Origin of the sequence: Alteromonas sp. H39, from assembly GCF_047556435.1 — a bacterium.
Lineage (GTDB): Bacteria > Pseudomonadota > Gammaproteobacteria > Enterobacterales > Alteromonadaceae > Alteromonas.
The window spans coordinates 2,886,940-2,908,689 of the sequence record NZ_CP180210.1; the positions used below are offsets into that span (position 1 = coordinate 2,886,940).

22 protein-coding genes are annotated in these 21,750 nt (G+C 49.5%); 6 read left to right on the forward strand and 16 right to left on the reverse strand.

Translation table 11 applies throughout. The annotated features are described in order from the left end of the window. The first annotated feature begins 89 nt into the window (after positions 1-89). Positions 90-2,621, forward strand: coding sequence for a PilZ domain-containing protein (locus tag ACLBLI_RS12710; RefSeq protein ID WP_414827971.1), 2,532 nt, complete (start codon positions 90-92; stop codon positions 2,619-2,621). A 258-nt stretch (positions 2,622-2,879) separates the two neighbouring features. On the opposite strand, the gene serB is transcribed toward ACLBLI_RS12710, so the two are convergent. Next, on the reverse strand, positions 2,880-3,899 hold the full coding sequence (gene serB / locus ACLBLI_RS12715; RefSeq protein WP_414827972.1) for a phosphoserine phosphatase SerB: 1,020 nt from the start codon (positions 3,897-3,899) through the stop codon (positions 2,880-2,882). Positions 3,900-4,265: 366 nt separating this feature from the next. Between serB and ACLBLI_RS12720 the strand changes: the two genes are divergently transcribed. Next, positions 4,266-4,937, forward strand: coding sequence for an AhpA/YtjB family protein (locus tag ACLBLI_RS12720; protein ID WP_414827973.1), 672 nt, complete (start codon positions 4,266-4,268; stop codon positions 4,935-4,937). Here ACLBLI_RS12720 and ACLBLI_RS12725 read toward each other — a convergent pair. The 10 genes from ACLBLI_RS12725 to rpoE all read right to left on the reverse strand — a co-directional run bounded on the left by ACLBLI_RS12725 (position 4,901) and on the right by rpoE (position 14,220). Continuing rightward, positions 4,901-5,674 carry a TatD family hydrolase gene (locus tag ACLBLI_RS12725; RefSeq protein WP_414827974.1) on the reverse strand — a complete coding sequence of 258 codons (774 nt, stop codon included), beginning with the start codon at positions 5,672-5,674 and terminating at the stop codon, positions 4,901-4,903. The two genes, ACLBLI_RS12720 and ACLBLI_RS12725, sit on opposite strands and share 37 nt — an antisense overlap. Next, on the reverse strand, positions 5,674-6,312 hold the full coding sequence (gene pdxH, locus ACLBLI_RS12730; protein WP_414827975.1) for a pyridoxamine 5'-phosphate oxidase: 639 nt from the start codon (positions 6,310-6,312) through the stop codon (positions 5,674-5,676). Before pdxH ends, ACLBLI_RS12725 begins: the two co-directional genes overlap by 1 nt. 263 nt (positions 6,313-6,575) lie before the next feature. Further along, on the reverse strand, positions 6,576-7,487 hold the full coding sequence (gene era / locus ACLBLI_RS12735) for a GTPase Era (RefSeq protein ID WP_414827976.1): 912 nt from the start codon (positions 7,485-7,487) through the stop codon (positions 6,576-6,578). Then, positions 7,471-8,160, reverse strand: a complete 690-nt coding sequence (gene rnc, locus ACLBLI_RS12740) for a ribonuclease III (RefSeq protein ID WP_414827977.1) — start codon at positions 8,158-8,160, stop codon at positions 7,471-7,473. The genes era and rnc overlap by 17 nt, the downstream gene beginning before the upstream one ends. Then, the gene (gene lepB, locus ACLBLI_RS12745) at positions 8,160-9,068 is read right to left on the reverse strand and encodes a signal peptidase I (protein ID WP_414827978.1); all 909 of its coding nucleotides are present in this window, start codon (positions 9,066-9,068) and stop codon (positions 8,160-8,162) included. The genes rnc and lepB overlap by 1 nt, the downstream gene beginning before the upstream one ends. Further along, on the reverse strand, positions 9,068-10,864 hold the full coding sequence (gene lepA / locus ACLBLI_RS12750) for a translation elongation factor 4 (protein WP_414827979.1): 1,797 nt from the start codon (positions 10,862-10,864) through the stop codon (positions 9,068-9,070). The genes lepB and lepA overlap by 1 nt, the downstream gene beginning before the upstream one ends. Positions 10,865-11,276: 412 nt before the next feature. Beyond that, complete coding sequence (locus ACLBLI_RS12755) at positions 11,277-11,738, reverse strand: SoxR reducing system RseC family protein (protein ID WP_414827980.1); 462 nt, start codon at positions 11,736-11,738, stop codon at positions 11,277-11,279. Beyond that, a complete protein-coding gene (locus tag ACLBLI_RS12760; protein WP_414827981.1) occupies positions 11,735-12,970 on the reverse strand; it encodes a MucB/RseB C-terminal domain-containing protein in 1,236 nt (411 codons plus the stop codon). Before ACLBLI_RS12760 ends, ACLBLI_RS12755 begins: the two co-directional genes overlap by 4 nt. A gap of 4 nt (positions 12,971-12,974) precedes the next feature. After that, positions 12,975-13,568: a sigma-E factor negative regulatory protein gene (locus tag ACLBLI_RS12765; protein ID WP_414827982.1), complete on the reverse strand. Its 594-nt coding sequence runs from the start codon at positions 13,566-13,568 to the stop codon at positions 12,975-12,977. A 73-nt stretch (positions 13,569-13,641) separates the two neighbouring features. Then, on the reverse strand, positions 13,642-14,220 hold the full coding sequence (rpoE, locus tag ACLBLI_RS12770; protein WP_414827983.1) for an RNA polymerase sigma factor RpoE: 579 nt from the start codon (positions 14,218-14,220) through the stop codon (positions 13,642-13,644). Between the two features lie 197 nt (positions 14,221-14,417). On the opposite strand from rpoE, the gene nadB reads away from it, so the two are divergent. Then, entirely contained in the window at positions 14,418-16,079 is a 1,662-nt protein-coding gene (nadB, locus tag ACLBLI_RS12775; protein ID WP_414827984.1) for an L-aspartate oxidase, read from the forward strand. 212 nt (positions 16,080-16,291) lie between these two features. On the opposite strand, the gene ACLBLI_RS12780 is transcribed toward nadB, so the two are convergent. The 3 genes from ACLBLI_RS12780 to ACLBLI_RS12790 are packed head-to-tail and all read right to left on the reverse strand — an operon-like array spanning position 16,292 to position 17,866. Continuing rightward, positions 16,292-17,179, reverse strand: coding sequence for a MaoC family dehydratase (locus tag ACLBLI_RS12780; protein ID WP_414827985.1), 888 nt, complete (start codon positions 17,177-17,179; stop codon positions 16,292-16,294). Next, positions 17,176-17,628, reverse strand: a complete 453-nt coding sequence (locus tag ACLBLI_RS12785; RefSeq protein ID WP_414827986.1) for a protein YgfX — start codon at positions 17,626-17,628, stop codon at positions 17,176-17,178. The genes ACLBLI_RS12780 and ACLBLI_RS12785 overlap by 4 nt, the downstream gene beginning before the upstream one ends. Further along, entirely contained in the window at positions 17,615-17,866 is a 252-nt protein-coding gene (locus tag ACLBLI_RS12790) for a succinate dehydrogenase assembly factor 2 (protein ID WP_414827987.1), read from the reverse strand. The genes ACLBLI_RS12785 and ACLBLI_RS12790 overlap by 14 nt, the downstream gene beginning before the upstream one ends. Positions 17,867-18,074: 208 nt before the next feature. On the opposite strand from ACLBLI_RS12790, the gene ygfZ reads away from it, so the two are divergent. Together ygfZ and ACLBLI_RS12800 are read left to right on the forward strand one after the other, a co-directional pair. Beyond that, positions 18,075-19,070 carry a tRNA-modifying protein YgfZ gene (ygfZ, locus tag ACLBLI_RS12795; RefSeq protein WP_414827988.1) on the forward strand — a complete coding sequence of 332 codons (996 nt, stop codon included), beginning with the start codon at positions 18,075-18,077 and terminating at the stop codon, positions 19,068-19,070. A gap of 60 nt (positions 19,071-19,130) precedes the next feature. Then, positions 19,131-19,616, forward strand: a complete 486-nt coding sequence (locus ACLBLI_RS12800; protein ID WP_414827989.1) for an FKBP-type peptidyl-prolyl cis-trans isomerase — start codon at positions 19,131-19,133, stop codon at positions 19,614-19,616. A 109-nt stretch (positions 19,617-19,725) separates the two neighbouring features. Here ACLBLI_RS12800 and ACLBLI_RS12805 read toward each other — a convergent pair whose 3' ends face one another. Beyond that, positions 19,726-20,064, reverse strand: coding sequence for a P-II family nitrogen regulator (locus ACLBLI_RS12805; protein WP_414827990.1), 339 nt, complete (start codon positions 20,062-20,064; stop codon positions 19,726-19,728). Between the two features lie 6 nt (positions 20,065-20,070). Continuing rightward, positions 20,071-20,907, reverse strand: coding sequence for an ammonia-dependent NAD(+) synthetase (nadE, locus tag ACLBLI_RS12810; protein ID WP_414827991.1), 837 nt, complete (start codon positions 20,905-20,907; stop codon positions 20,071-20,073). A gap of 237 nt (positions 20,908-21,144) precedes the next feature. Here nadE and ACLBLI_RS12815 point away from each other — a divergent pair, with 237 nt between their 5' ends. After that, the gene (locus ACLBLI_RS12815) at positions 21,145-21,690 is read left to right on the forward strand and encodes a GspH/FimT family pseudopilin (RefSeq protein ID WP_414827992.1); all 546 of its coding nucleotides are present in this window, start codon (positions 21,145-21,147) and stop codon (positions 21,688-21,690) included. The last annotated feature ends 60 nt before the right edge of the window (positions 21,691-21,750 follow it).

Here is a 21,750-nt window from a genome sequence, read left to right on the forward strand (position 1 = left end):
GCCTTGATGAACATTCAGTGTTCAGAGTTTGGCTCGCATGCCGATAGGATACATTGAGTTGCTAATAACACGTATTCAGAAAAGAGCGCATGAGCCAGGACCTGCAGCAGTACGCTGACATTATTGAACAACTGAAACCTATGGTAAATGAGCCTGAGTTCAATCAGGTTCTTTCTCAGGTTGCAGGCGGTCTTCCTAAGGAAAAACGTTTCCTCATTAAAATGGAGGTTAAACGCCTTTCCCGGCCCTGTATGCGCTCTATCGATCTGCGTGGCCAGGTGGCTGGCGAGTGCCAGCTTTACGAATACGACGGCATCAAACACTATCTTGATGATATTGCCATTCAAACGTTTGAGCAGCAGGTTCGCGTTTTTGGACACTATAGTTTTGGCGTGTACGAAGCGGTTCAGGCGACCGAAAACAATTATCGCGTGATGCGTGAAAAAAGCGAAGCGAGTCTGAAAGCCGAAGAGCTGGAAGACAAGCAGAATTCCCGCGCCCGCACGATGGCCAAATATAACGTCCCCATCGTCAACCTGCTCGATTACTCCAGTCGCGGAACAGAACGCATGAATTTTGCGGTGGCGCTGGAGATTTTCAATGAAAGTAATCATTCCATCCGTGGGATCAGTGTGGATGTTTCCACCGAAGGCATTCAGGTCAAGCTAAGTAAAGAGTCGTTATTCAAGCCAAACGAAAAGGTTCAGGTTTATTTTCGTGGGCTTGAAGATGAATTCACCATGGATAAACGCAACGGCATTGCCTATACCGTTGTGAAGATAATTCGTAAAAAAGAAATTCAGTATCTGGCGCTTAGGCGTGCCAAAGAATACCCCAGTCCGGCTTTTGATCAGTTTTTAGAAAGTTTTATCCATGGCAATAAACGCCGTTACAAAGTCAATATGGCCAATACCATCGAGGCCATCATTAATAAATCCTGTGAGCAATATTTTTCTCCGCGTAGCCCTACGCTTCCGGTTTACGTCGATGAAATAGATAACGAGCTTATCCCGCGCTATGCGATGGTGAATGAGGTAAACCGGGAAATCATTCATTACTGGAGCGATGAAGCGAACGACAGTCGTCTTGGCTTTTTAATCAATAGCAAACGACTTACGACGCTACGTCAGAAGAAGCCGGAAAAGCGCGAGATGTTCGTTTACAGTTTCACGCACTTGCAGAATGAAAAAGTGTACTTTTATTCCGCCAGCTCTGATGAACTGATGGCCAAGGACGTGCTACGTGGTGTTTTCCTTGGCTTTGGTTCGCGAAAGGTTAGCTGGCGGGTGTTCAAGGTAACGATGACGTCGATGACGCCCGACCAGGCGCATGCTCCGCTGTCCATTCCTGATAGTGTTGGCACCAAGATTAAGCGACAAAATACCCCGCCCGCACCGCGACTGATGTCGAAACTTAAAAATTTAAGATGGTTGCTCCATATTACCGACATCACCAGTGATGCCGGTCAGAGGCGCTACAGCGAATACAAATTCAGCCGCAACAACCTGAGTCACCTTCGCGTTTTTGGTCATCCGCGGAACCGTGTGCCAGAGGAAATCCGTACATTTAGGTTTAAGCCTCAGGATCAACGCCTTGAATCCCGTTATCTGCTGCGCTCAGCTATAGAGCTTACGCAAAACGACACGGGGTTAATCTTAAAAGGTGTCAGTGAAGATATTTCTGTACACGGTCTGCGCCTGGAAGTGACCGGAGAATACAACGGGGCAATAGATACTCAAGTCACCGTCGCCTTTCCGAAGTTACAGGAGCTTACTCGCAAGCACAATGTGATGGATTTGCAATATCAGGTGGTGCATTACAATCCTGACAGAAACATTGTCCACTTAAAAAGCGTTGCAGGCGAAGCCGGACAAAGTGCGCGGCACTTTTTTGATGACTTGATTAAGCAAAACCGCAATACGCTGAAAAGTTATCCTGAGGAAGAGGAAGTTCCTGGCATTGGCCATGCGCTGCGTATTATCAACGCCCGTAACGTCACTTCGCTCTCTTTTCTGCTGAGTAAAGAAGGCGCGCGCTATAAGCCGGAAGCGAGCATCATCGGGCAGCAGGATGAACGGGTATCCAGACTCGCCAGTCATTTTTCTGGGAAAGATCAGGTAAACCTTGAGTTTATGTTCCGCGACAGAAACCTTGACTCGCCCTTCGTCCAACAGGGTGTAAAACAAGTCAAAGTGGAAAACCTGCCGATTCGCCGTGAGCTATTCATCGCCTTCGATCCATCGCAAAAAGACTCGAGAATGGCGATCATTCCCCGCTTTGACAATCAGTTTACCTCTGATGATATGCGGTATAATTTTATTCGTGAAGCGATGTCTCGTGGCCAGTTTATTGCGTTACACGTCATGCTTACGACAACCGGGAAACCGGATCTTGACATGCTGCAAGCTGAAATTAACTATGTCAGCGTTTACGCCATTCATCGTGCGAAGGAATTGGAAGAGCGCCTCTGGAATATTGCTGCGTGTACGCACCTGATGGACATTACCGATGAAGTTCTGTTCCGCTACAATTTCGAGCCCTCGGTCATAAACCAAAATCGTGTACTCTCCTCGCAGCATCAGGTTGAACCTAATGGGATAAAGGCATTACTACGGGCTTGACGGCAGGCTGGTACACCCACAAGCCGCCGCACGTAACGTTGTAGTCTGACCCGTAAGCTAATCCGCAAGCTGTACACAGAAGAACTGTTGGCAGAATACAAAAGAAACTGGAGCATCCGGATGGTCAGAACAGCGGCATTAACCACATTGAACAATGTGAATTGCATCGGCAAACAAACACCTCTGCTATAAGAAATCTGGCCGGCGATCCGCCATAAAAGTGCATTCTGCCCTCGGATCGCAAGCCGGCTGGATAATTTACTTACCCAAATAATACAGCATCGTGTGCAGGCCGCTGAAACGGATAGCCACATCAGCCTGTTCGTTAACCACCGGCTTAGCATGACAGGCAATACCTAACGCGGCCTCCCCCATCATTACCAGATCATTCGCACCATCGCCCATCGCCACACTCTGCCCAGTTGCTATCTGGTACTGCTGTGCCAGCGACTTCACGGTTTGCGCTTTCACCTCAGCATCAACAATATCGCCGGTGACCTTGCCGGTGAGTGTTTGATTTTGCGCATCGACTTCCAGTATATTTGCTCGTGCTTCATCCAGTCCAAGGCGCCCTTTGAGGTAATCGGCAAAATACGTAAATCCTCCCGACGCTAACCCCAGCGTCCAGCCATGAGATTTCAGCGTAGCTACCAGCAATTGTATTCCAGGCATTAAGGGGATGCTGTCACGAATTTGCTGCAGTTGCGCCACTGCGACGCCCTCCAGGCAGGCGACCCGTGAAATCAAACTTTCACTAAACGCCAGCTCGCCCCGCATTGCTTTGGCTGTTACCGCAGCAACTTCGTCCCCCAAACCGGCTAACTTGGCAATTTCATCAATACACTCAATGTCAATTACGGTACTGTCCATGTCCATCACCAGCAATCCCGGGGTACTGAGTGAAGGCTGAGCACGCTGAACACCTACCTCAATATGGTATTTGGCCGACAAAGACGACAGGGCTTCTGCCAGCCCTGACTCCTGCTTAAACAATACGGGGGCGCGCACGACCGTCTCGCCAAACTGTCCCGATAGTGGATGCAGCGATATTGCGCCTACACAGACAAAGTGTTCCAGTTCGCTTACGACCGCCTCACAGTGTGCCAGTGTCAGCGCCTGCCCAAACCAGGTTAGTATAGCTTGGTCAAAGGTTGCAGGCTCGCTTTGAGACCACGTCCTGGTCTTAAGATCAAAGGTAATGGCATTATGCGTCTGAAACAGACGTGCAAAAGCGGGAGCCTCGTGTTTCGCGCTTTCTGGAATAGAGATATCAGTCACTGCATGGCCGGTAATCTAACTAAAATGTGCCCACATCCTAGCCCAAGATGGTCACGTCGCAAAGTCACTATCCGTAATATTCCCAAACATCTGGCTATAACTCCCCACAAGGCTAAGCTTGTGATCCTCTTCACGGCACTGGCAAGCATCTGACAACTAATTTGTCTGGAAATATTTTCACAACACGTCGGCAAAGCAGAGGTAGCAGCGATCCTGCGGTATCGCTTTGTATACTTCCACGCGAATTCACATAGCGCCATACGCTCGTGCCGACTTGTTTATATCGTCGGTAATATGCATTATAAGGCAGATAGCAGCGCTGCGCCGGGCCCCACTCCTGACGCAAACTGACATGCAGGAGAGTTGATGCAAAAGACAGCTTCATACACAGCGTCAGAGTCGGAGCGTAGAGCAGAGAGGGTTACATCCCACAGCGCCTACGTGGTTATGAAGAGGCTGGTACATACGGTATTGCTGTCTGTCGCAATTGCGGTTGCGCTGGGTAGTTTATTACTTTATCAGCAACTACAGGAAAGCTGGCTAAAACTTGAGACATCGCAACCCGGTGAACCGCTAGCCAGACAATACAGTAAAATACTGCAGCCACACCTTCAGAATAAAGATATTGAGTCTCTGTCATCACTGCTCGCGATTTTGATGCAGGAGGAGGCAGTAACAGAGGCGAATGTGTACGATAGCCGGGGACAAGTTGTTGCACCGCTAGAGAAGTACACCCCGGTTGTCAGTCAGGCATACTTAAGCAAAAATCCGCCGGTAACCCATGTTCAGGATATTCAGAATGAAAGTGGTCAGGTAATTGGTTATTTAAGAGTGATGGTGGATCCCACTGTCATTCTTGGTCAACCCCGACACCTGGCGCGTTCGCGCTTGCTGGTTCTCGGTGGCTGCTTATTTATTGCGTTCGTTCTTGGTATCTACCTGACCCGGGGCTTTTACAAAGCAAGGCCTGCCCTCAAGAGGCGCCTCTCCGGCAGAACGCCTCAACCAGTCTCTTTTGAGGAAAAAAGGCGGGAATAGTTGGCAGAGGTTACAGCAATCAGGTGCTGCTCGTCCTCTTCACGCAGTTCACTTAACGATGATAGTACCTGTCTGATAAATGCCGGTTCGTTCCGTTTCCCCTGCCGCCCGGACATCGGCATATCCGGCGAATCCGTTTCCAGCAGCAGAGTACCTAACGGCACGTTCTTAAACGTCTCTCTGGTTTTCTGCGCCCGGGCATAAGTAATAGTTCCGCCCACGCCCAGCAAGAAGCCACGCTCAATATAGTCCTCAGCAACTTGCTGGCTACCTGAAAACGCATGAATAACTCCACCATTTTCATACTTCATAGCCTTAAGCCGCTCCAGCAGCAAGTGGTGCGTTTTACGATGGTGCAGGATCACCGGCAGTCCGGCATCTTTCGCTATCCCAAGTTGCTTATCTAACACTGCCACCTGTTCGCTTTCGGGTATATCGACAGTGGCATCCAGACCAATTTCACCTATCGCGAGTGGCATGGCGTCGCAGTGACTCAAATGTTCAGATAACGCGTGTAGCCCGGACTGATTGTCATCATGTAAAAAATAAGGGTGCAGTCCGTAAGCGACATCGATATCCGAATGCTGCTGTGAGAGTGCTGCCTGCCGTTGCCAGCCGGACGGTGTTGTGCCGGGTATAAGGAACCGGCGAACGCCTGCCTGTCGCGCCCGGGCAAGCACGCTATCGATGTCATCCCTGAACGTATCGAAATCCAGATGACAATGACTGTCTATCATCAGGGCATCAGTCTTTGACTGAACCAGTTTCCATTGTCATCTTTGTTATATTCAAATCGGTCATGCAGCCTGTCTTTTCCTCCCTGCCAGAACTCTATCTGGTGTGGCTTTACGCGAAAGCCCCCCCAAAAATCAGGCACAGGCAGTGACTTGTCTGCAAACTTTTGTTTGAGTTGGGAAAACTGCGTTAACAACAATTCTTTTGTAGAAATCGGTTGGCTTTGCCGTGAGGCATACGCCGCAATCTGACTGTCTTTCGGGCGAGACAGAAAGTAGCTGGCATTTTCTTTCAGTGTGAGTTTCTCTGCTACACCACATACCCTGACCTGTCTCTCCATAAAAAACCAGGGGAAGTGGAGCGACACGTTTGGGTTTTCAGCCAGTTCACGGGCTTTGCGACTACCCAGATTAGTATAAAATATGAACCCTTCTTCGCTGACATCCTTTAGCAACACGATTCTCTGAGAAGGCTGTCCAGATGCAGATACTGTCGCTACTGTCATTGCGGTAGGGTCCGGAATGTCAGCGTCAATGGCATCATTTAACCAGCGGGAAAACAACGTAATGGGATGATCGGTAAGATCAGCTTCGCTCAGTTGCCCTTTCGTGTACTGGCGACGCATATCCGAAATAGCCATAGCAACTCCTTCGTGCGGGTAAACAACAACTCAACATGTCCTGGCTTGATATCTTTATACACAATCTGACGCTCTGACCAAGCCGGTGACGGTAACCAACAGAATGCGTATTCAGCGTTAACCGGGCCGGAAAGTGTTCTTGTCAAATCAGATAAGTGACCAATACTGAATTTTAATTCATCTGTGAAGCATAGCAGGTTGCGCTTGCGCTGCCGACTTATCCGGCAACGGGTACCAACTTGCCGTAGCAGGCTATGCGTAGCTTAGTATTCGTCACCGTAACCGAGAGAACGCAACGCGCGCTCATCATCCGCCCACCCCTGCTTCACTTTTACCCAAAGCTCTAAAAATACTTTGTTATCAAACAGGTTTTCCATATCTTTACGGGCTTGCTCGCCAATGGTTTTCAGGTGTTGTCCTTTTTTTCCAATCACCATTCGCTTTTGTGTTTCGCGCTCAACCAGGATAAGGCCGCTAATGCGATACACCCCATTCTCTGTCATTTTGAACTGCTCAATTTCAACGGTAGTGGAGTATGGCAGTTCATCCCCCGTAAAACGCATCAGTTTTTCGCGAATAATCTCCGCCGCCATAAAGCGGCTTGAGCGGTCAGTGATATAGTCATCAGGATAATAAAACTCACTTTCCGGCAAACTATCCATTACCAGTGTACGTAAGTCATCCACCATCTTACCCTGCTTCGCGCTGACAGGAACAATATGTTCAAAATTGTGCTTTTCTGACAACACCCGTAGCTGCTTCATCAACGCTTCTTTATCTTCGACCTTGTCAACCTTATTGACGATAAGATAAACAGGCAGACCAGCGTTCTTTACTTTCTGCAGCACCATTTCATCGTCGGTTGTCCAGCGCGTTCCCTCAACCACCATCAATACCAGCCCGACTTCGGCCAGAGAACTCGATGCGGCGCGGTTCATAAACCGGTTTATCGCTCGCTTTTCTTCCTGATGGAGCCCTGGCGTGTCCACATATATGGCCTGGCAATTTTCTTCCGTATCAATACCCAGAATACGGTGGCGGGTTGTTTGCGGCTTGCGCGAGGTAATACTCACTTTTTGGCCGAGCAAACGGTTCAGCAACGTTGACTTACCTACATTGGGTCTGCCGACGATGGCGACAAGCCCGCAGCGCGAAGCACTATTTTTCGCTGTCATCAAGTACCTCCAGCGTGAGTCTGGCGGCTTCCTGTTCCGCTTTGCGACGGCTGTTTCCAGAACCAAACACTGGCTTTTCCAGTGTGGTTACCTGACAGCTGACTTCGAATGTCTGGGCGTGATCTTTACCAGAAATAGACACCACCTCGTAGTTGGGAAGTGGTTGTTTTCTCGACTGCAAATATTCCTGCAGCCGCGTTTTACTGTCTTTAGGATGGGCATTGGGATCCAGCTTTTCAATCCGCGATTGCCACAGATCCAGAATAACGGTCCGCACTGTGTCGAAGCCGGCTTCTAGATAAATAGCCCCCAATATCGCCTCTACAGCATCTGCCAGAATGGAGCTGCGACGGTGACCGCCGCTTTTCAGCTCACCCTGTCCCAGCTTGAGTAGTTCGCCAACGCTGGTTTCTCTGGCCAGTTCTGCCAGGGTCTCGCCTTTTACCAGTGTAGAGCGCATGCGGGTAAGCTTCCCTTCCGGCACTGCCGGGAATTGCTGAAACAACTGTTCAGCAATGACCATTCCAAGCACGGCGTCGCCAAGAAACTCGAGCCTTTCGTTGTGGTTTTTCGCCGCACTTCGGTGCGTCAGCGCCTGTTCCAGCAGACTACTGTCCTCAAAGCGGTAATTGAGCGCCTTGTATAACCTGGCATATCGGTCTATGCCCTGCATTAATCAATTCCACCTACTCGATTAAAGCGAATGCCTGTCGGGATCCACGAAGGTAGCGCGCTGTCCGGGCCGCGTTCAAACTCGAAGCTGATCCAGATTGCAACGGCTTTGCCAACCAGATTGTCGTCAGGTACAAAGCCCCAGAAACGACTGTCACGGCTGTTGTCACGGTTATCACCTAACACAAAATACTGCCCTTCCGGCACAATCCATTCATTGCTGCGGGTACCCGGCTGTGTCCAGAAATTTGCAGAACTAATCTCCCGTGTTGGGTGACGTAAAATATGATGCTCGACCTCCCCCAACTGCTCACTGTAGCGCATTAATGGGGCCATTTCCTGAACGAAGTCACCGCGACTGATAAATTCCAGGGGCACCTTTTCAAGCCCCGGGCAATCGCTGTTACCGTTACATTTTGGCTTGATATAAACCTGTTTATTTCGATACACCACGGTGTCGCCAGGTAACCCAACTACCCGTTTGATATAGTCAACGTTTGGCTCTTCCGGATATTTGAAAACAACTACGTCGCCACGCTCAGGCTCGCCGGTTTCAACCAGTTTTTCACGAAATACCGGATCTTTAATCCCGTAAGCGAACTTCTCAACCAGAATAAAATCCCCCACCAGCAACGTCGGCATCATAGAACCGGAGGGAATTTGAAACGGCTCATAAATAAATGAGCGCAACACCAGCACAAAGGCAATCACCGGGAAGATTTGTTTAGACGTATCAACCAGATAGGGCAATTCTGGTTGGGGATCCATCGCTGAGCTACTGCCTGCTGCCGCCGCCGTTTGTGCCATCTGCGCCTTACGCTTCGGCGCAAATACCAGGCTGTCTACCAGCCAGATAAGGCCGGTGGCAACGGTCAGAAATACCAGCAACAACGAGAAATAATTTGCCATTACTTACCTACCTTCAATACTGCAAGGAATGCGTCCTGCGGCAGCTCTACGTTGCCTACCTGCTTCATTCTCTTCTTCCCTTCTTTCTGCTTCTGCAGCAGCTTTTTCTTACGACTCACGTCACCACCGTAACACTTGGCAATCACGTTTTTACGCAGCTGTTTTACTGTGCTTCTGGCCACAACATGGTTACCTATCGCAGCCTGGATAGCGATGTCGAACATCTGACGAGGAATTAGCTCACGCAGTTTATCCACCAGTTCGCGACCACGGCTTTGCGAATTATCTCTGTGAGTGATCACAGCCAGCGCGTCAACCCGTTCGCCATTAATCAGAATATCCACGCGGACCATGTCTGATTGCTGGAAACGCTTGAAGTTATAATCCAGCGAGGCGAAGCCGCGACTGGTTGATTTTAAGCGATCAAAAAAGTCCATGACGACTTCCGCCATTGGCAGTTCGTAGGTCACAGCTACCTGTTTACCATGATAGGACATGTTCGTTTGCATACCACGCTTTTCAACGCACAGGGTAATCACGTTACCTAAAAACTCCTGGGGCACCAGAATATTCGCCTCAACCATCGGCTCATGAATTTCCGCGATGTCGTTCACCGGCGGCAGTTTAGATGGGTTGTCCACCTTCACCACCTCGCCTTTGGTGGTAACGACTTCGTAAATTACCGTGGGAGCTGTAGTGATAAGTCCAAGGTCGTATTCGCGCTCAAGGCGCTCCTGAATGATTTCCATGTGTAGCATGCCAAGAAAACCAATACGGAAACCAAAGCCCAGTGCGGCAGAACTCTCTGGCTCGTAGAAAAGCGAAGCATCATTCAGGCTTAACTTGGCCAGCGCATCCCGAAAATCTTCATAATCGTCTGAGCTGATGGGGAATACACCGGCATATACCTGAGGTTTCACTTTCTTAAAGCCCGGCAGCATCTTGTCAGCGGGTTTCTTCGCTAACGTAATGGTATCGCCCACTGGCGCGCCATGAATTTCCTTGATACCTGCAATCACAAAGCCAACTTCTCCGGCACGTAACACGCCGGTATCTACCGGCTTAGGCGTGAAAATACCCACTTTATCTGCCTGATGGGTTTGTCCGTTCGACATGATTTGAATTTTGTCTTTTACGTTCAGCTCGCCTTCCATGATCCGGACCAGTGACACCACGCCCTGATAGTTATCAAACCATGAATCAACAATAAGCGCCTTTAGCGGTGCCTCACGCTCGCCTACCGGTGGGGGAATTTTGTTTACAATGACTTCCAGCACATCTTCAATACCAACCCCGGTCTTTGCAGAGCAGCGCACTGCATCCACGGCATCGATACCGACAATATCTTCAATTTCTTCGGCAACACGATCGGGCTCAGCCTGAGGAAGATCAATTTTGTTAAGGATAGGCACGACTTCCATATCCATATCGATGGCGGTGTAGCAGTTCGCCAGCGTTTGTGCCTCAACACCCTGGCCGGCGTCAACCACCAGCAGTGCACCTTCACAAGCCGCCAGTGACCGTGACACTTCATAGGTGAAGTCTACGTGCCCAGGCGTATCAATGAAATTCAGCTGATAGGTCTCGCCATCTCGGGCGGTATAGTTAAGCGTTACACTCTGCGCCTTGATGGTAATGCCACGCTCACGTTCGATATCCATAGAATCGAGCACCTGCTCTGCCATCTCGCGATCGGCCAGTCCACCACAGTGTTGGATTAGACGATCAGACAACGTGGACTTACCGTGATCGATATGGGCTATGATACTAAAATTACGAATGTGCGAATGTTGCATAATGCTGGAAAATACCTGCAAAAAAATTAACGTTAAACTATGACCAATCCACGTAGATAACGGCACGCCTGACGCCTGCGTATTCCCGTTGCGAGTAACTAAGCCAGCCCGCTACGCGAACGTGTCCTGATTCATTCTTACGTAAGCGAGCACGTACCCGATTTCGCCATGCTGAACAGTTATCTATGTGGATTGATATTACCTCGCTGCCTTGGCTTCCCAGCGCAGCGATTCCACGCCGTTCCTGTGATTTCAGTGACCAGCGCGGAGCGTGCGGATTTTACCGATTTATTGGCTGAAAAGCGAATGAAGTCAGCGAATAGTCGCTAAATAGCGGCAGGAATTGCGTCAAGTGAGCCCGCCATAAATATCTGAAAGGTTATTGTAATGCGATGAAGGTTGTTTTTACCTGCTATGCGCCAGCCCGCTTGGCATCGGTTTTAGAGAGCAGCACGGGCTGAAATTTCGCCCCGTCCATTTTCTTCAGTAAACCCGAGATAACCACAAAACCAGCCAGAGTGGACAATCCTGCGCCTGCCAGCACCCACAGCTCGCTGGTAAGTCCAATAGCGGGAAGCATGGTATTGAAAAGCGCGGCGCTTAACAAAAATACCAGTAAGGGCACTATGTAAAGTAGAGCCGATGCACTGACAATACCCGACTCGGGAATACCAACACTCACTGTGTCACCAACATTAACAGGCATGGGAGACTGTAGAGTCAGTTGTTGTGTTTTCGGCGCAATAGCTCGGGAAATTGCGCCGGTGCCACAGTTTGATTGGGCCTGACAGGTTGAACAGGTTGTTTTGATTGCCGCTTCAACCGTTATCCGATCCCCCTCAACCGCAACAACAGTAGCCGTTTCCGTAATCAATTTTCACTCCCGGTCAGAGACAGTGAAGTTGCTATAGACTGTGCAGTTTTCGGCGGAATCTCTCCCACTACCGTGACCTGAGCTTTGCCGTCTGTGAGCGTGAGGAAGGTATTCAAATCGTGCCGTAACACGAGATCTGATCCTAATGCCTCATTCGCAGGCTGAACATAAACAGACACATCTACCAGCCCATCACTGAACATTTTGTACTCGACAACCTGACCCGTGAGCGCCAGGCGACGAATATCTCTGCGCACCTCCTCCATACCAGTAGGCAAGTAGGTGACTTCCCAGTTGTGCTCGCGGGTTTTGGCTGCTGAAATTGCCATTGGCTTGGGCAATGATGCCTGATTGACGCGATGAAAATATTCGTGAGGGCTGTCTGTGATGGTCAGCGCGGTTACCTGAATTTGCTCCAGCAACACGCCCTGCAAGTCCAGCATATTCAGCTTAAGTAACATGCCGGTTTTCTCATCCAACCACAATTGATAGTTAAACCGGCTGTTATCACGGCTGACAATACGAATTTGCTGTGCTGGCCGCCCGGCTACGCGGGCTCGTCCAACACTGACGAACTCGTATCCGTCTCTGAGGCTATCGGGGTGATACAGTAACTCACTGGGTATGGGGCCGTTGATATACTCTGAGCGAAGGCTGTAAGGAGGCACATCTGGTTCAAACACGCTAACCACATCACCATCGCGAATAAGCTCACGGCCGGGCCCGTTTTGCAGGTTTAACTGTTCCATAGTGCGACCGTCTTGCATTACAGCATGGCGCCACAGATAAGGCACCGTTTCCTGACCAGCACGGCTTTGTACAAAGGATGCCTGAAAATTCAGTTGCCGGGTAGCCGTCGTAAGTCGGGCCAACCAGTCTGACGTTGTCATCTCTGGTGTAACGTTTCCTGCAGGGAAACCTGAGTTCTGGTTCCCTGGAGGATAGGTCTCAGTAGACTGCGTCTCAATAGACTGGGTCTCAATAGACTGGGTCTCTGCAGGCTGGGGCTCACTAGGCTGGGCCTGGACAGACTGGGACGGACCAACGTCTTGCGCTTGCGAAGACTGTTGGATCTGTTCCTTTTCAGTCAGAATGGCATCTGGCTGAGAAGCGTTATCCTGTGCAAAGGCTGCGCTTAGCGTTAATGACGTTAACGCGGCGAGTTTTACTCCCCTTGAAAACAAACGTACCAGCCGGAGAGAGGCTGGTACATTACGACAATTATTAATCATTTAATTACTGTGGACTGTCTTCAGAACCGCTGTTTCGCTTGGCTTCTTCGCTCTGCTCTTCCGCCTGCTTCAACATCACCTGTTGCTCATGATCCGCAATGAGTGCATTCACCTTGCGCTTTTTCTCAAGCATCGTTGCCATATCGTTACGCGGTAACGTTCTGGTTTGCTGGAGACTGACTGGCGACAACCCGCCCTGCGGCATCACTGTCGGTGCAGTCATAAACGGCTCATCTGGCGTTACTGGCTGATTAAATTGCTGGTAACCCAGAATTAGTGCTGCTGCGACTGAAGCGGCAACGGCATACTGACCAGACTGCTTAGCAAACGGCACCACACTTCCCAATACCGGGATTTTACGCCATCGTGACTTCTTCGGTGCCATGATAGTAGGCTCGTTTTCAAGCGCTTTTGCTACGCTTGCCGTGATATCCAATTGCGGCGCTACGCTGGCTTCTTTGCGCAATCCGCTTCGAATCACGTGATAACGCTGCCACTTGGCTCGCAATGCGTCATCTTGCTTAATTGCATCAATGATGTCATTGCCTTCGGTTTCACCGTCCATGAATGCGGACAATTTTTCTTGCTGTTGCGTCATATGCTCAAATCCTGATCATAGTGATCATTTACCACCCTAACACAGCTGTTAGTAACCTTCATTTCAGAAAAGTTCAATTTTCTAACAACGGTTGTATAACTTTATCAATCGCTTCCCTGGCGCGGAAAATCCTTGACCTGACCGTACCGACAGGACACGCCATCACATTGGCGATTTCCTCATAACTCATGCCCTCTATTTCGCGCAGCGTTATCGCCATGCGTAAATCATCTGGTAGTTTCTCAACCACGCGAAACAAGGTAGCTTCAATCTCGTCCGTCAACACACTGCGTTCCGGCGTCGACTGTTCTTTTAAGGCATCACTGCCTTCATAATAATCGGCTTCATCTGCGTCGACGTCACTGGCGGGCGGCTTACGCCCCTGTGCAACCAGATAATTCTTAGCACTGTTAACCGCTATGCGATAAAGCCAAGTATAAAAGGCACTGTCACCGCGAAAATTTGGCAAGGCACGATAGGCTTTAATAAACGCATCTTGCGTAACATCTGCCACGTCACCGGTATTTTTCACGTACCGTGATACCAGATGCATCACTTTATGCTGATAGCGGGTAACCAGAAGATTAAAGGCGTTTTTATCGCCACTCTGGACCTTTTCAACTAATTGTTGATCGGTTATCTGCTCGCTCATTCGAGCTATTACTCCTTAACGTCTACTACACGATAGCTCTCGCAAGCGTACATGTAGACTATCCACTATTATAAAAGTTCTATATGCGGGCAGTTTTTTTTAAAAAAACGTCCCTATCGGTCCAAACGCGATTGTGTTTTACACCTCATCCTTTAGACTTGCCGAACCTTAGCTTTTAATTTCTATGCTAAAAATACATGAAATCAGTGTTGTCTTCACTACCTAGTGCATCAAGTTCCATTGAACACCGCTGCGATGTATTGATTATCGGAAGCGGAGCAGCCGGATTAAGTCTGGCCTTAAAGCTGGCCGATCACTGCAACGTCATTGTGCTGAGTAAGAGTGATCGTAACGAAGGCTCTACCCGCTACGCACAGGGCGGCATTGCCGCGGTTTTCGATGAGCAGGACTCAATTGATGCACACGTGCAGGATACGCTCCTTGCCGGTGGCGGCCTGTGCGATGAAGCCGCAGTGAGATTTACCGCCGAGCGTGCTAAGTCAGCACTGACCTGGCTGATTGGCTCAGGTGTGCCGTTTGACACTGAGAAAGACGACAAGGGCGAAGAACGTTATCACCTGACTCGTGAAGGCGGGCACAGCCACCGCCGCATTCTGCACGCAGCAGACGCCACAGGTGAAGCGCTGCAGGTGACGTTAAATGATGCGGTGTCGGCACACCCGAACATTCATATTTTTGAGCGCTATAATGCTATCGACCTTATCCCTTCCAAAACGACTCCCGGCCAGATAAACGGGGCGTATGTGTGGAATCGACAACAGGAACATGTCGAAGTCATCCGGGCTAAATTTATTACGCTGGCCACTGGCGGCGGCAGCAAAGTCTATCAATACACCTCCAACCCCGATGTGTCCAGCGGTGACGGGATTGCGATGGCCTGGCGAGCAGGTTGCCGGGTAGCAAATATGGAATTTAATCAGTTCCACCCAACCTGTCTTTATCACCCACAGGCCAGAAACTTTCTGATTACGGAGGCGCTTCGCGGTGAAGGGGCAAAGCTGTGTCACGCCGACGGTACACCGTTTATGACACGCTTTGATGAACGCGGCGATTTGGCACCGCGGGATGTGGTAGCCCGCGCCATAGACTTTGAGATGAAGCGTCTGGGTGCAGATTGTATGTACTTGGATATCAGCCATAAACCTGCTGATTTTATCGTAAAGCATTTCCCCAACATTTATCGTAAGTGCCGGTCCCTGGGTATTGATATTACCCGTGAGCCTATTCCGGTTGTCCCGGCCGCGCATTACAGTTGTGGCGGCGTGATGACGGACTTTAACGCCAAAACCGATTTGAACAACGTGTATGCCATTGGTGAAGTCGCATACACCGGCTTGCATGGAGCCAACCGGATGGCCTCAAATTCGTTGTTAGAGTGTGTGGTTTTTGCCACTGCCGCAGCGGAAAACATCCTGACCCGGCTTCAGGACGTGACGGCGGAGGAACCTATTGCGCCCTGGGATGAATCGCAGGTGAGCAACTCCGACGAAGAGGTTATCATCCAACACAACTGGCATGAACTAAGGCTATTCATGTGGGATTATGTCGGTATTGTTCGAACTAACAAACGCCTTGAACGCGCCATGCGCCGCATTCAGTTACTGGAGCAGGAAATTGCGGAATATTACGCGCACTTCCGGGTAAGTAATAACCTGCTGGAGTTGCGCAATCTGGTAACTGTCGCTGAGCTTATCGTCAGGTGTGCAATGCAACGAAAGGAAAGCCGGGGGCTGCACTTTAATCTGGATTACCCGGACACCAGTGACAAGGCAGAACCGTCCATTCTGACACCGTCGAAAAACCGGCAGCAAACGGAACCCGGTACCCTCAGTACCTGAGAAGTAGCACCAGATAACCTCGGTGCTGCTTCACAAACCCCATGCGCCGTAATTCCATGGCGCTATGGTTTATTAAACCTACATTTTCCGGCGGGCCAGAACGCACTAACATGCCTCTGGTTGGGCATACCCTGCACGCAGAGAGAGTTTTTTGTTAAACCGAAGGTGACCACTGCCTTATCAGCTTTTTATTCAGAAAGCCTCAACGATAATCAGGTCTTGATGTGAAACCTCCGCAACTGCCCGCGAATATGGTAATGTTCGCTGTCATCAGATATCAGTCTGAAACCCACAACATGGTTGTCATCACTGTCATGTGACGTGTCACTCACAAGTTGCACAGATGCCGGAAGAAAAACGGGCTTTTCAAATTCGGCGTCCAGTTGCACTGGCTGCTGGTCAGTGTTCGCATTTTCTGTGAGCGCTGCATAGCACCGGGCGAGGGTCCACATACCGTGAGCAATCGCGCGTTTGAATCCAAACGCTTTCGCTGTCAGATGACTTAAGTGTATGGGGTTATAATCGCCAGATACGCGCGCATACCGGCGCCCTGTATTTTCGGGGACGGAAATTACCGATAATACGGGGCCCTCAAGCGCTTTCGTCGTGCCCCTTACCTCCCGGGCCGCCCTGACTTTGGCTGGCTCCACATGGGAGGCCTTAACGCGGGTCAAATAAGTGCTGGTCGCATCGTAAACACATTGGCCGTGCTGAAGCGCGGTAATATTCACATCGCACTCCCAGCCTCTCGGATGTTGCCTGACACCGGAAAAGCGAACGCGAAACTCCAGTGGCAAATGCTTATCGCAAGGATACTGGGTGACGGTATTTCTGATATGGACCAGCCCCAATAAAGGAAACGGACTTTTTTTATCCAGCAAGCACGCCATTTGTAAGGGCAGTGACAACGTTTGCAGATAACAGGGATGAAAGCTTTTCTCTTTCGCCCAGCCCACAAGTTCGCAATACCCGGCATAATGCTCAGGGTTAATCGAAATGGTCTTGTTATAAATTCGTACCGGCAACTGTGGCGGTTTAAACTGCTGTAATGGTTTTTTATCCACCCGCTTTGCCAGTGCACGCAAATATAAAGAAATCATGTATTCTCCCTGTCAGGTCGCGATATACGCGATATCAGCCGACACAATTGCCGGTAATCACGCTCGCAACACTGAGACCTGAAAACCCAGCGATGAACCAAACGTCCTCTTGCTGGTTTGAGCAACAGATAAATGGCCAGTGCGGTAACTCTGGATTGATGACCGATAACATAGGGATGTTCATCGACCGGTACACGGTCAATTGCCGTGCGGATAAGTACTCCCGCCTCATCCAGGCTAAATTGCTCTGCCGCAGGACGATGCGATGTGGGTGTCGCGACAACCAGTGCGCACACTGACACCAGAATGGTCCACGCCAGCCATTGTGGTACCCAGCTCCATACGGGCTCGGGCATCATCATTATAACCAGCCCAGTGATGCCAACCGGAATTAACCTGTCGACTGGATAACGGCACAGCGAAAAGATTGTCAGATTAGACTTTGACACGCTTGATTATGATGTCCACCATTTCTGCCAGTTCCGGATCTTCACACTTTTGATGCCCCATAAACCAGGCGAACAGGTCTGGATCATCGCAAGTGAGCAGTCGCTCGAACGTTTCCTGTTTTTCATAGGGCAGATCACTAAACGCTTCCTCGACAAAAGGCAGCAATAAGACATCAAGTTCCAGCATGCCGCGGCGGCATGCCCACTTCAATCGTGCAAATCGTTTGGGTGTAAACATAGATCACTACTTAGTTTATTGACGCTCAAATCATATCATGCGTAAGTCAACGAAATCACTGTCCTTTTAACAGGAATTTGGCTACCTCCCTTGCATAATGGCAATGTCGCCCCATGTTAATGACAATGAAATTGTTGCTGTCAGTCCGGTTACGAGAATTGGACAGTAACGTACCTCTACCGAACTATTTGTAGATCAGGAGATCACCATGACGACGCTTTCGCGCTTAAGCGAACGGAATAACAATGCCGTCATTTCACTAACACATTATGGCGTTATTGCCCTTGAGGGTGAACAATGCGACGAGTACCTTCATGGGCAACTGACTGTAAATACCAAATCACTGACAGATTCGCAGGTACGTCACGCTGCTCACTGTGACTTTAAGGGCAAAGCATGGGCCCTGATGAACGTACTGCGTCATGGTGATAAGACCTTGCTGTTAATGAACAAAGACGCACTGCACCATTCAATAGCACAGTTGCAAAAATATGGTGTATTTTCAAAAGTAGATATTGAAGATGCGTCTGACTCTTATACCCAATGGTTTGTTACAGGCGAGAAAGCAGAGGAACATCTCAGATCGCACTTTTCAAGCTTACCGGATACGGTGATGACATCGGTACAGTCAGACTCAGACATTGTTTTTCGAACAGATTTCCCAAATAACGGCTTTTGGATCCTGACCAAGAACGAAGATGCCATCATCACGCCGATGCGCAATGACGAAGCCATCAGTGAGTACGACAGCACAGTATTCGAAGCGATTGCGATTGCTAATGGGCAACCCGATGTATCGGGCGAGTCCGTGAATCAGTTTGTTCCGCAAATGATGAACGTGCAGGCGCTGTCGGGCATTGATTTTGATAAAGGATGTTACATGGGGCAGGAAGTCGTGGCCCGAACGCGTTTTCTTGGCAAAAACAAGCGCGCAGCCTACAGCTTTTGCGTTCCCGGGGCGACATCTGTGGCCGTGGATGATATCGTAGAAAAACAAATTGGTGAGAACTGGCGACGAGGCGGAACCATTATTCGTGCGGCATGTCTGGGAGAAGAGTCCTGGATCATGGCGGTGTTAAATAATGACACTCAGCCAGAAGACAAGCATCGATTAGCTTCCAATCCGGAGCTCGAATTTACACCAATAAATTTGCCTTACTCTGTTGAAGAAGAGAAAGGCAGTAACATTAAAGGGCGCAAATAGCCTTAAATTCACCAGTACTGTGTTGCCGAGGGCCAGTACTGCAACCAAACAGGAACTATTATGACAATAACCTCCGACAGCGTCGTCACACTGCATTACAAAGTTTCCGCGGAAGACGGCACCGAACTGGACTCTTCATTCGGTAAAGAGCCACTGACAGTTCTGCATGGCCGCCGTTTTCTGATTGAAGGTCTGGAAGAGGCGCTCGAAGGTAAAGACAAAGGCGAAAGCTTTTCAGTTTCTGTGGAGCCTGAGAAAGCTTACGGACATCGTGTCGATGCGCTGGTACAGCGCGTACCTAAAACCATGTTTGAAGGCATGGAAGTAGAAGTCGGCATGTCTTTTCGCGCCACTACGCAACAAGGTGAACAGTCAGTTGTCGTTATCGAAACCACAGAAGAAGACGTGGTAGTTGACGGCAACCACCCGCTGGCGGGTGTGCCACTGACGTTTGAAGTAGAAGTGGTAGATATCCGTGACGCGACAGCCGAAGAGCTGGAACACGGTCACGCACATGGCAAAGATGGCCACAGTCACGATCATTAATTGCTGAAGCTCATATTGAGGAGCAGCAATACGACAAAGCAAAAAGGTGGCAGATGCCACCTTTTTCATTTACCCGATACGGTGACGAAACGTCTGGCGCCAGGGCGGCTTAAAGCGCGTCGTCGTCATGCTCACCGGTACGAATACGAATTGCCGTATCGACGTTATAAACAAAAATCTTACCGTCACCAATTTTGCCGGTTTTGGCTGACTGTTCAATTGCCTCTATTGCCTGATCGACAATGTCGTCGGCCAATACCAGTTCGATTTTGATTTTAGGCAGAAAATCCACCTGATACTCTGCACCACGATAGAGCTCGGTATGGCCTTTCTGACGCCCGAATCCTTTCACCTCGGTCACTGTCATTCCGGCAATTCCAACCTCAGCCAGCGCTTCGCGCACATCGTCCATTTTGAAAGGTTTGATAATCGCTTCAATTTTTTTCATAGCAACTTACTCATCGTCATAAATGGTTGGAATGGGAACGCGTTTATGTTGCGTTCGCGCATAGATATAAAGCAACTTCTCTTCCACTTCAGCAGAAACCTGCTTCCCTTCAAGGAAGTCATCAATTTGATCGTAGGTCATACCAAGCGCTTGCTCATCCGCTTTCTGTGGTGTGAGGCTTTCAAGGTCAGCGGTGGGGGCTTTGTGGATAATGTTCGACGGGGCACCAAGGTGTTCTGCAACCTGACGCACCTGACGTTTACTCAGTCCAAATAATGGTGCAAGGTCACAAGCGCCGTCGCCATATTTAGTGTAAAAGCCGGTAATATTTTCCGCACTGTGATCCGTACCCAGTACCAAACCATCAACCATACCGGCAATTTCGTATTGGATCACCATGCGGGTACGCGCTTTAACGTTCCCTTTCACAAAATCCTGTTTACCCTGGTTGTCTGGCAAAATGCCTGCACCAGATAGCGCTTCAGTAGTCACATCGTGGATGGCATCTGCGCCGGGCTTGACATTAACACTTAGCGACACAGTGGGCTTGATGAACTCAATAGATGCCTGTGCATCATCTTCGTCAGCCTGCACGTCGTAAGGCAGACGCACGGCGACGAACTGATAGGTTTCGTGATGCTCGTCATTCAGTTCATTCACAGCAAGCTGTGCAAGCCGGCCCAGCGTGCAGGAATCGATGCCGCCACTGATCCCTAACACCAGAGCATTTAAGCCTGACTGCTTGAGTTGCTTTTTAATAAAAGACACGCGGCGTGCTACTTCGAAATCTACATCGATTTCAGGCAACACCCTCATCTCGTCTATCACTGCTTGTTTCTGCATCGTAAAATCCACTTGTTAAGAATGGCGTCCTGATATGCTGAGTTTACGCTAAAGCGAACGCTGATGTCAGCAAACGATTGATACATAAGGGGGAGTGTCGTCGCAAATTAGTGCAAAAATGCACCACATTGTTATTATGCGGGTATTCTGAAAGTGACGCACCCCTCACTTCAGATACCTTTATTAGATAATTTTAGTTTACGCTTACCTGAGATAAAAGTTTCCGGAGATATATTGATGCGCAGCCATTACGGGATGACGTTAATTGAAATGCTAATTTCACTTTCAATTATTGCAATCCTGCTCACGGTCGTCGCGCCATCTGTTCAATCTATTTTAAAAAGCAATAAGGTCACGGCAGACGTAAACAATCTAAGTGCGCTTGCCAGGCAGGCCCGTTTTACAGCGATCAATGAAAGAGCAGACGTTGTCCTGTGCCCTACGTCAAATTATACGAGCTGTTCGGGCTCCTGGAACAATGCCAAAATGGTATTTATCGATGACAACGGTAATGGGAATCGCGATGCTGATGAACGCTTGCTGGCCAGCGCGGATCCTCTGAGTCAAAGTAACAGCATCAGTGGAATTACAGGCTCACTGTTGTTTTTAGATAATGGCGGCATTGCCAAAAGCGCAGAAATTGTGGTTTGTCCCAGCGGCGGTGATGCCAAAACCGCTTCAGCCCTGCTTATGTCGATGTACGGACGTATTACCACAGCCACCGACAGCAATAATGATGGTATTAAAGAGAACGCCTCCGGGGCAAACCTGAGCTGTTCCTAGCCAGCGCTGAGGTTTCAATAATGGCCTGTCATTCATGAGACCGCGTTGTCACTGAGCATT

Bases quoted from the DNA above. Each gene is read 5' to 3' on its own strand.
- ACLBLI_RS12710 (WP_414827971.1), top strand. From the start codon at position 90: ATGAGCCAGGACCTGCAGCAGTACGCTGACATTATTGAACAACTGAAA.
- ACLBLI_RS12720 (WP_414827973.1), top strand. From the start codon at position 4,266: ATGCAAAAGACAGCTTCATACACAGCGTCAGAGTCGGAGCGTAGAGCA.
- ACLBLI_RS12725 (WP_414827974.1), bottom strand. From the start codon at position 5,674: ATGATAGACAGTCATTGTCATCTGGATTTCGATACGTTCAGGGATGAC.
- pdxH (WP_414827975.1), bottom strand. From the start codon at position 6,312: ATGGCTATTTCGGATATGCGTCGCCAGTACACGAAAGGGCAACTGAGC.
- era (WP_414827976.1), bottom strand. From the start codon at position 7,487: ATGACAGCGAAAAATAGTGCTTCGCGCTGCGGGCTTGTCGCCATCGTC.
- rnc (WP_414827977.1), bottom strand. From the start codon at position 8,160: ATGCAGGGCATAGACCGATATGCCAGGTTATACAAGGCGCTCAATTAC.
- lepB (WP_414827978.1), bottom strand. From the start codon at position 9,068: ATGGCAAATTATTTCTCGTTGTTGCTGGTATTTCTGACCGTTGCCACC.
- lepA (WP_414827979.1), bottom strand. From the start codon at position 10,864: ATGCAACATTCGCACATTCGTAATTTTAGTATCATAGCCCATATCGAT.
- ACLBLI_RS12760 (WP_414827981.1), bottom strand. From the start codon at position 12,970: ATGATTAATAATTGTCGTAATGTACCAGCCTCTCTCCGGCTGGTACGT.
- ACLBLI_RS12765 (WP_414827982.1), bottom strand. From the start codon at position 13,568: ATGACGCAACAGCAAGAAAAATTGTCCGCATTCATGGACGGTGAAACC.
- rpoE (WP_414827983.1), bottom strand. From the start codon at position 14,220: ATGAGCGAGCAGATAACCGATCAACAATTAGTTGAAAAGGTCCAGAGT.
- nadB (WP_414827984.1), top strand. From the start codon at position 14,418: ATGAAATCAGTGTTGTCTTCACTACCTAGTGCATCAAGTTCCATTGAA.
- ACLBLI_RS12780 (WP_414827985.1), bottom strand. From the start codon at position 17,179: ATGATTTCTTTATATTTGCGTGCACTGGCAAAGCGGGTGGATAAAAAA.
- ACLBLI_RS12790 (WP_414827987.1), bottom strand. From the start codon at position 17,866: ATGTTTACACCCAAACGATTTGCACGATTGAAGTGGGCATGCCGCCGC.
- ygfZ (WP_414827988.1), top strand. From the start codon at position 18,075: ATGACGACGCTTTCGCGCTTAAGCGAACGGAATAACAATGCCGTCATT.
- ACLBLI_RS12800 (WP_414827989.1), top strand. From the start codon at position 19,131: ATGACAATAACCTCCGACAGCGTCGTCACACTGCATTACAAAGTTTCC.
- ACLBLI_RS12805 (WP_414827990.1), bottom strand. From the start codon at position 20,064: ATGAAAAAAATTGAAGCGATTATCAAACCTTTCAAAATGGACGATGTG.
- nadE (WP_414827991.1), bottom strand. From the start codon at position 20,907: ATGCAGAAACAAGCAGTGATAGACGAGATGAGGGTGTTGCCTGAAATC.
- ACLBLI_RS12815 (WP_414827992.1), top strand. From the start codon at position 21,145: ATGCGCAGCCATTACGGGATGACGTTAATTGAAATGCTAATTTCACTT.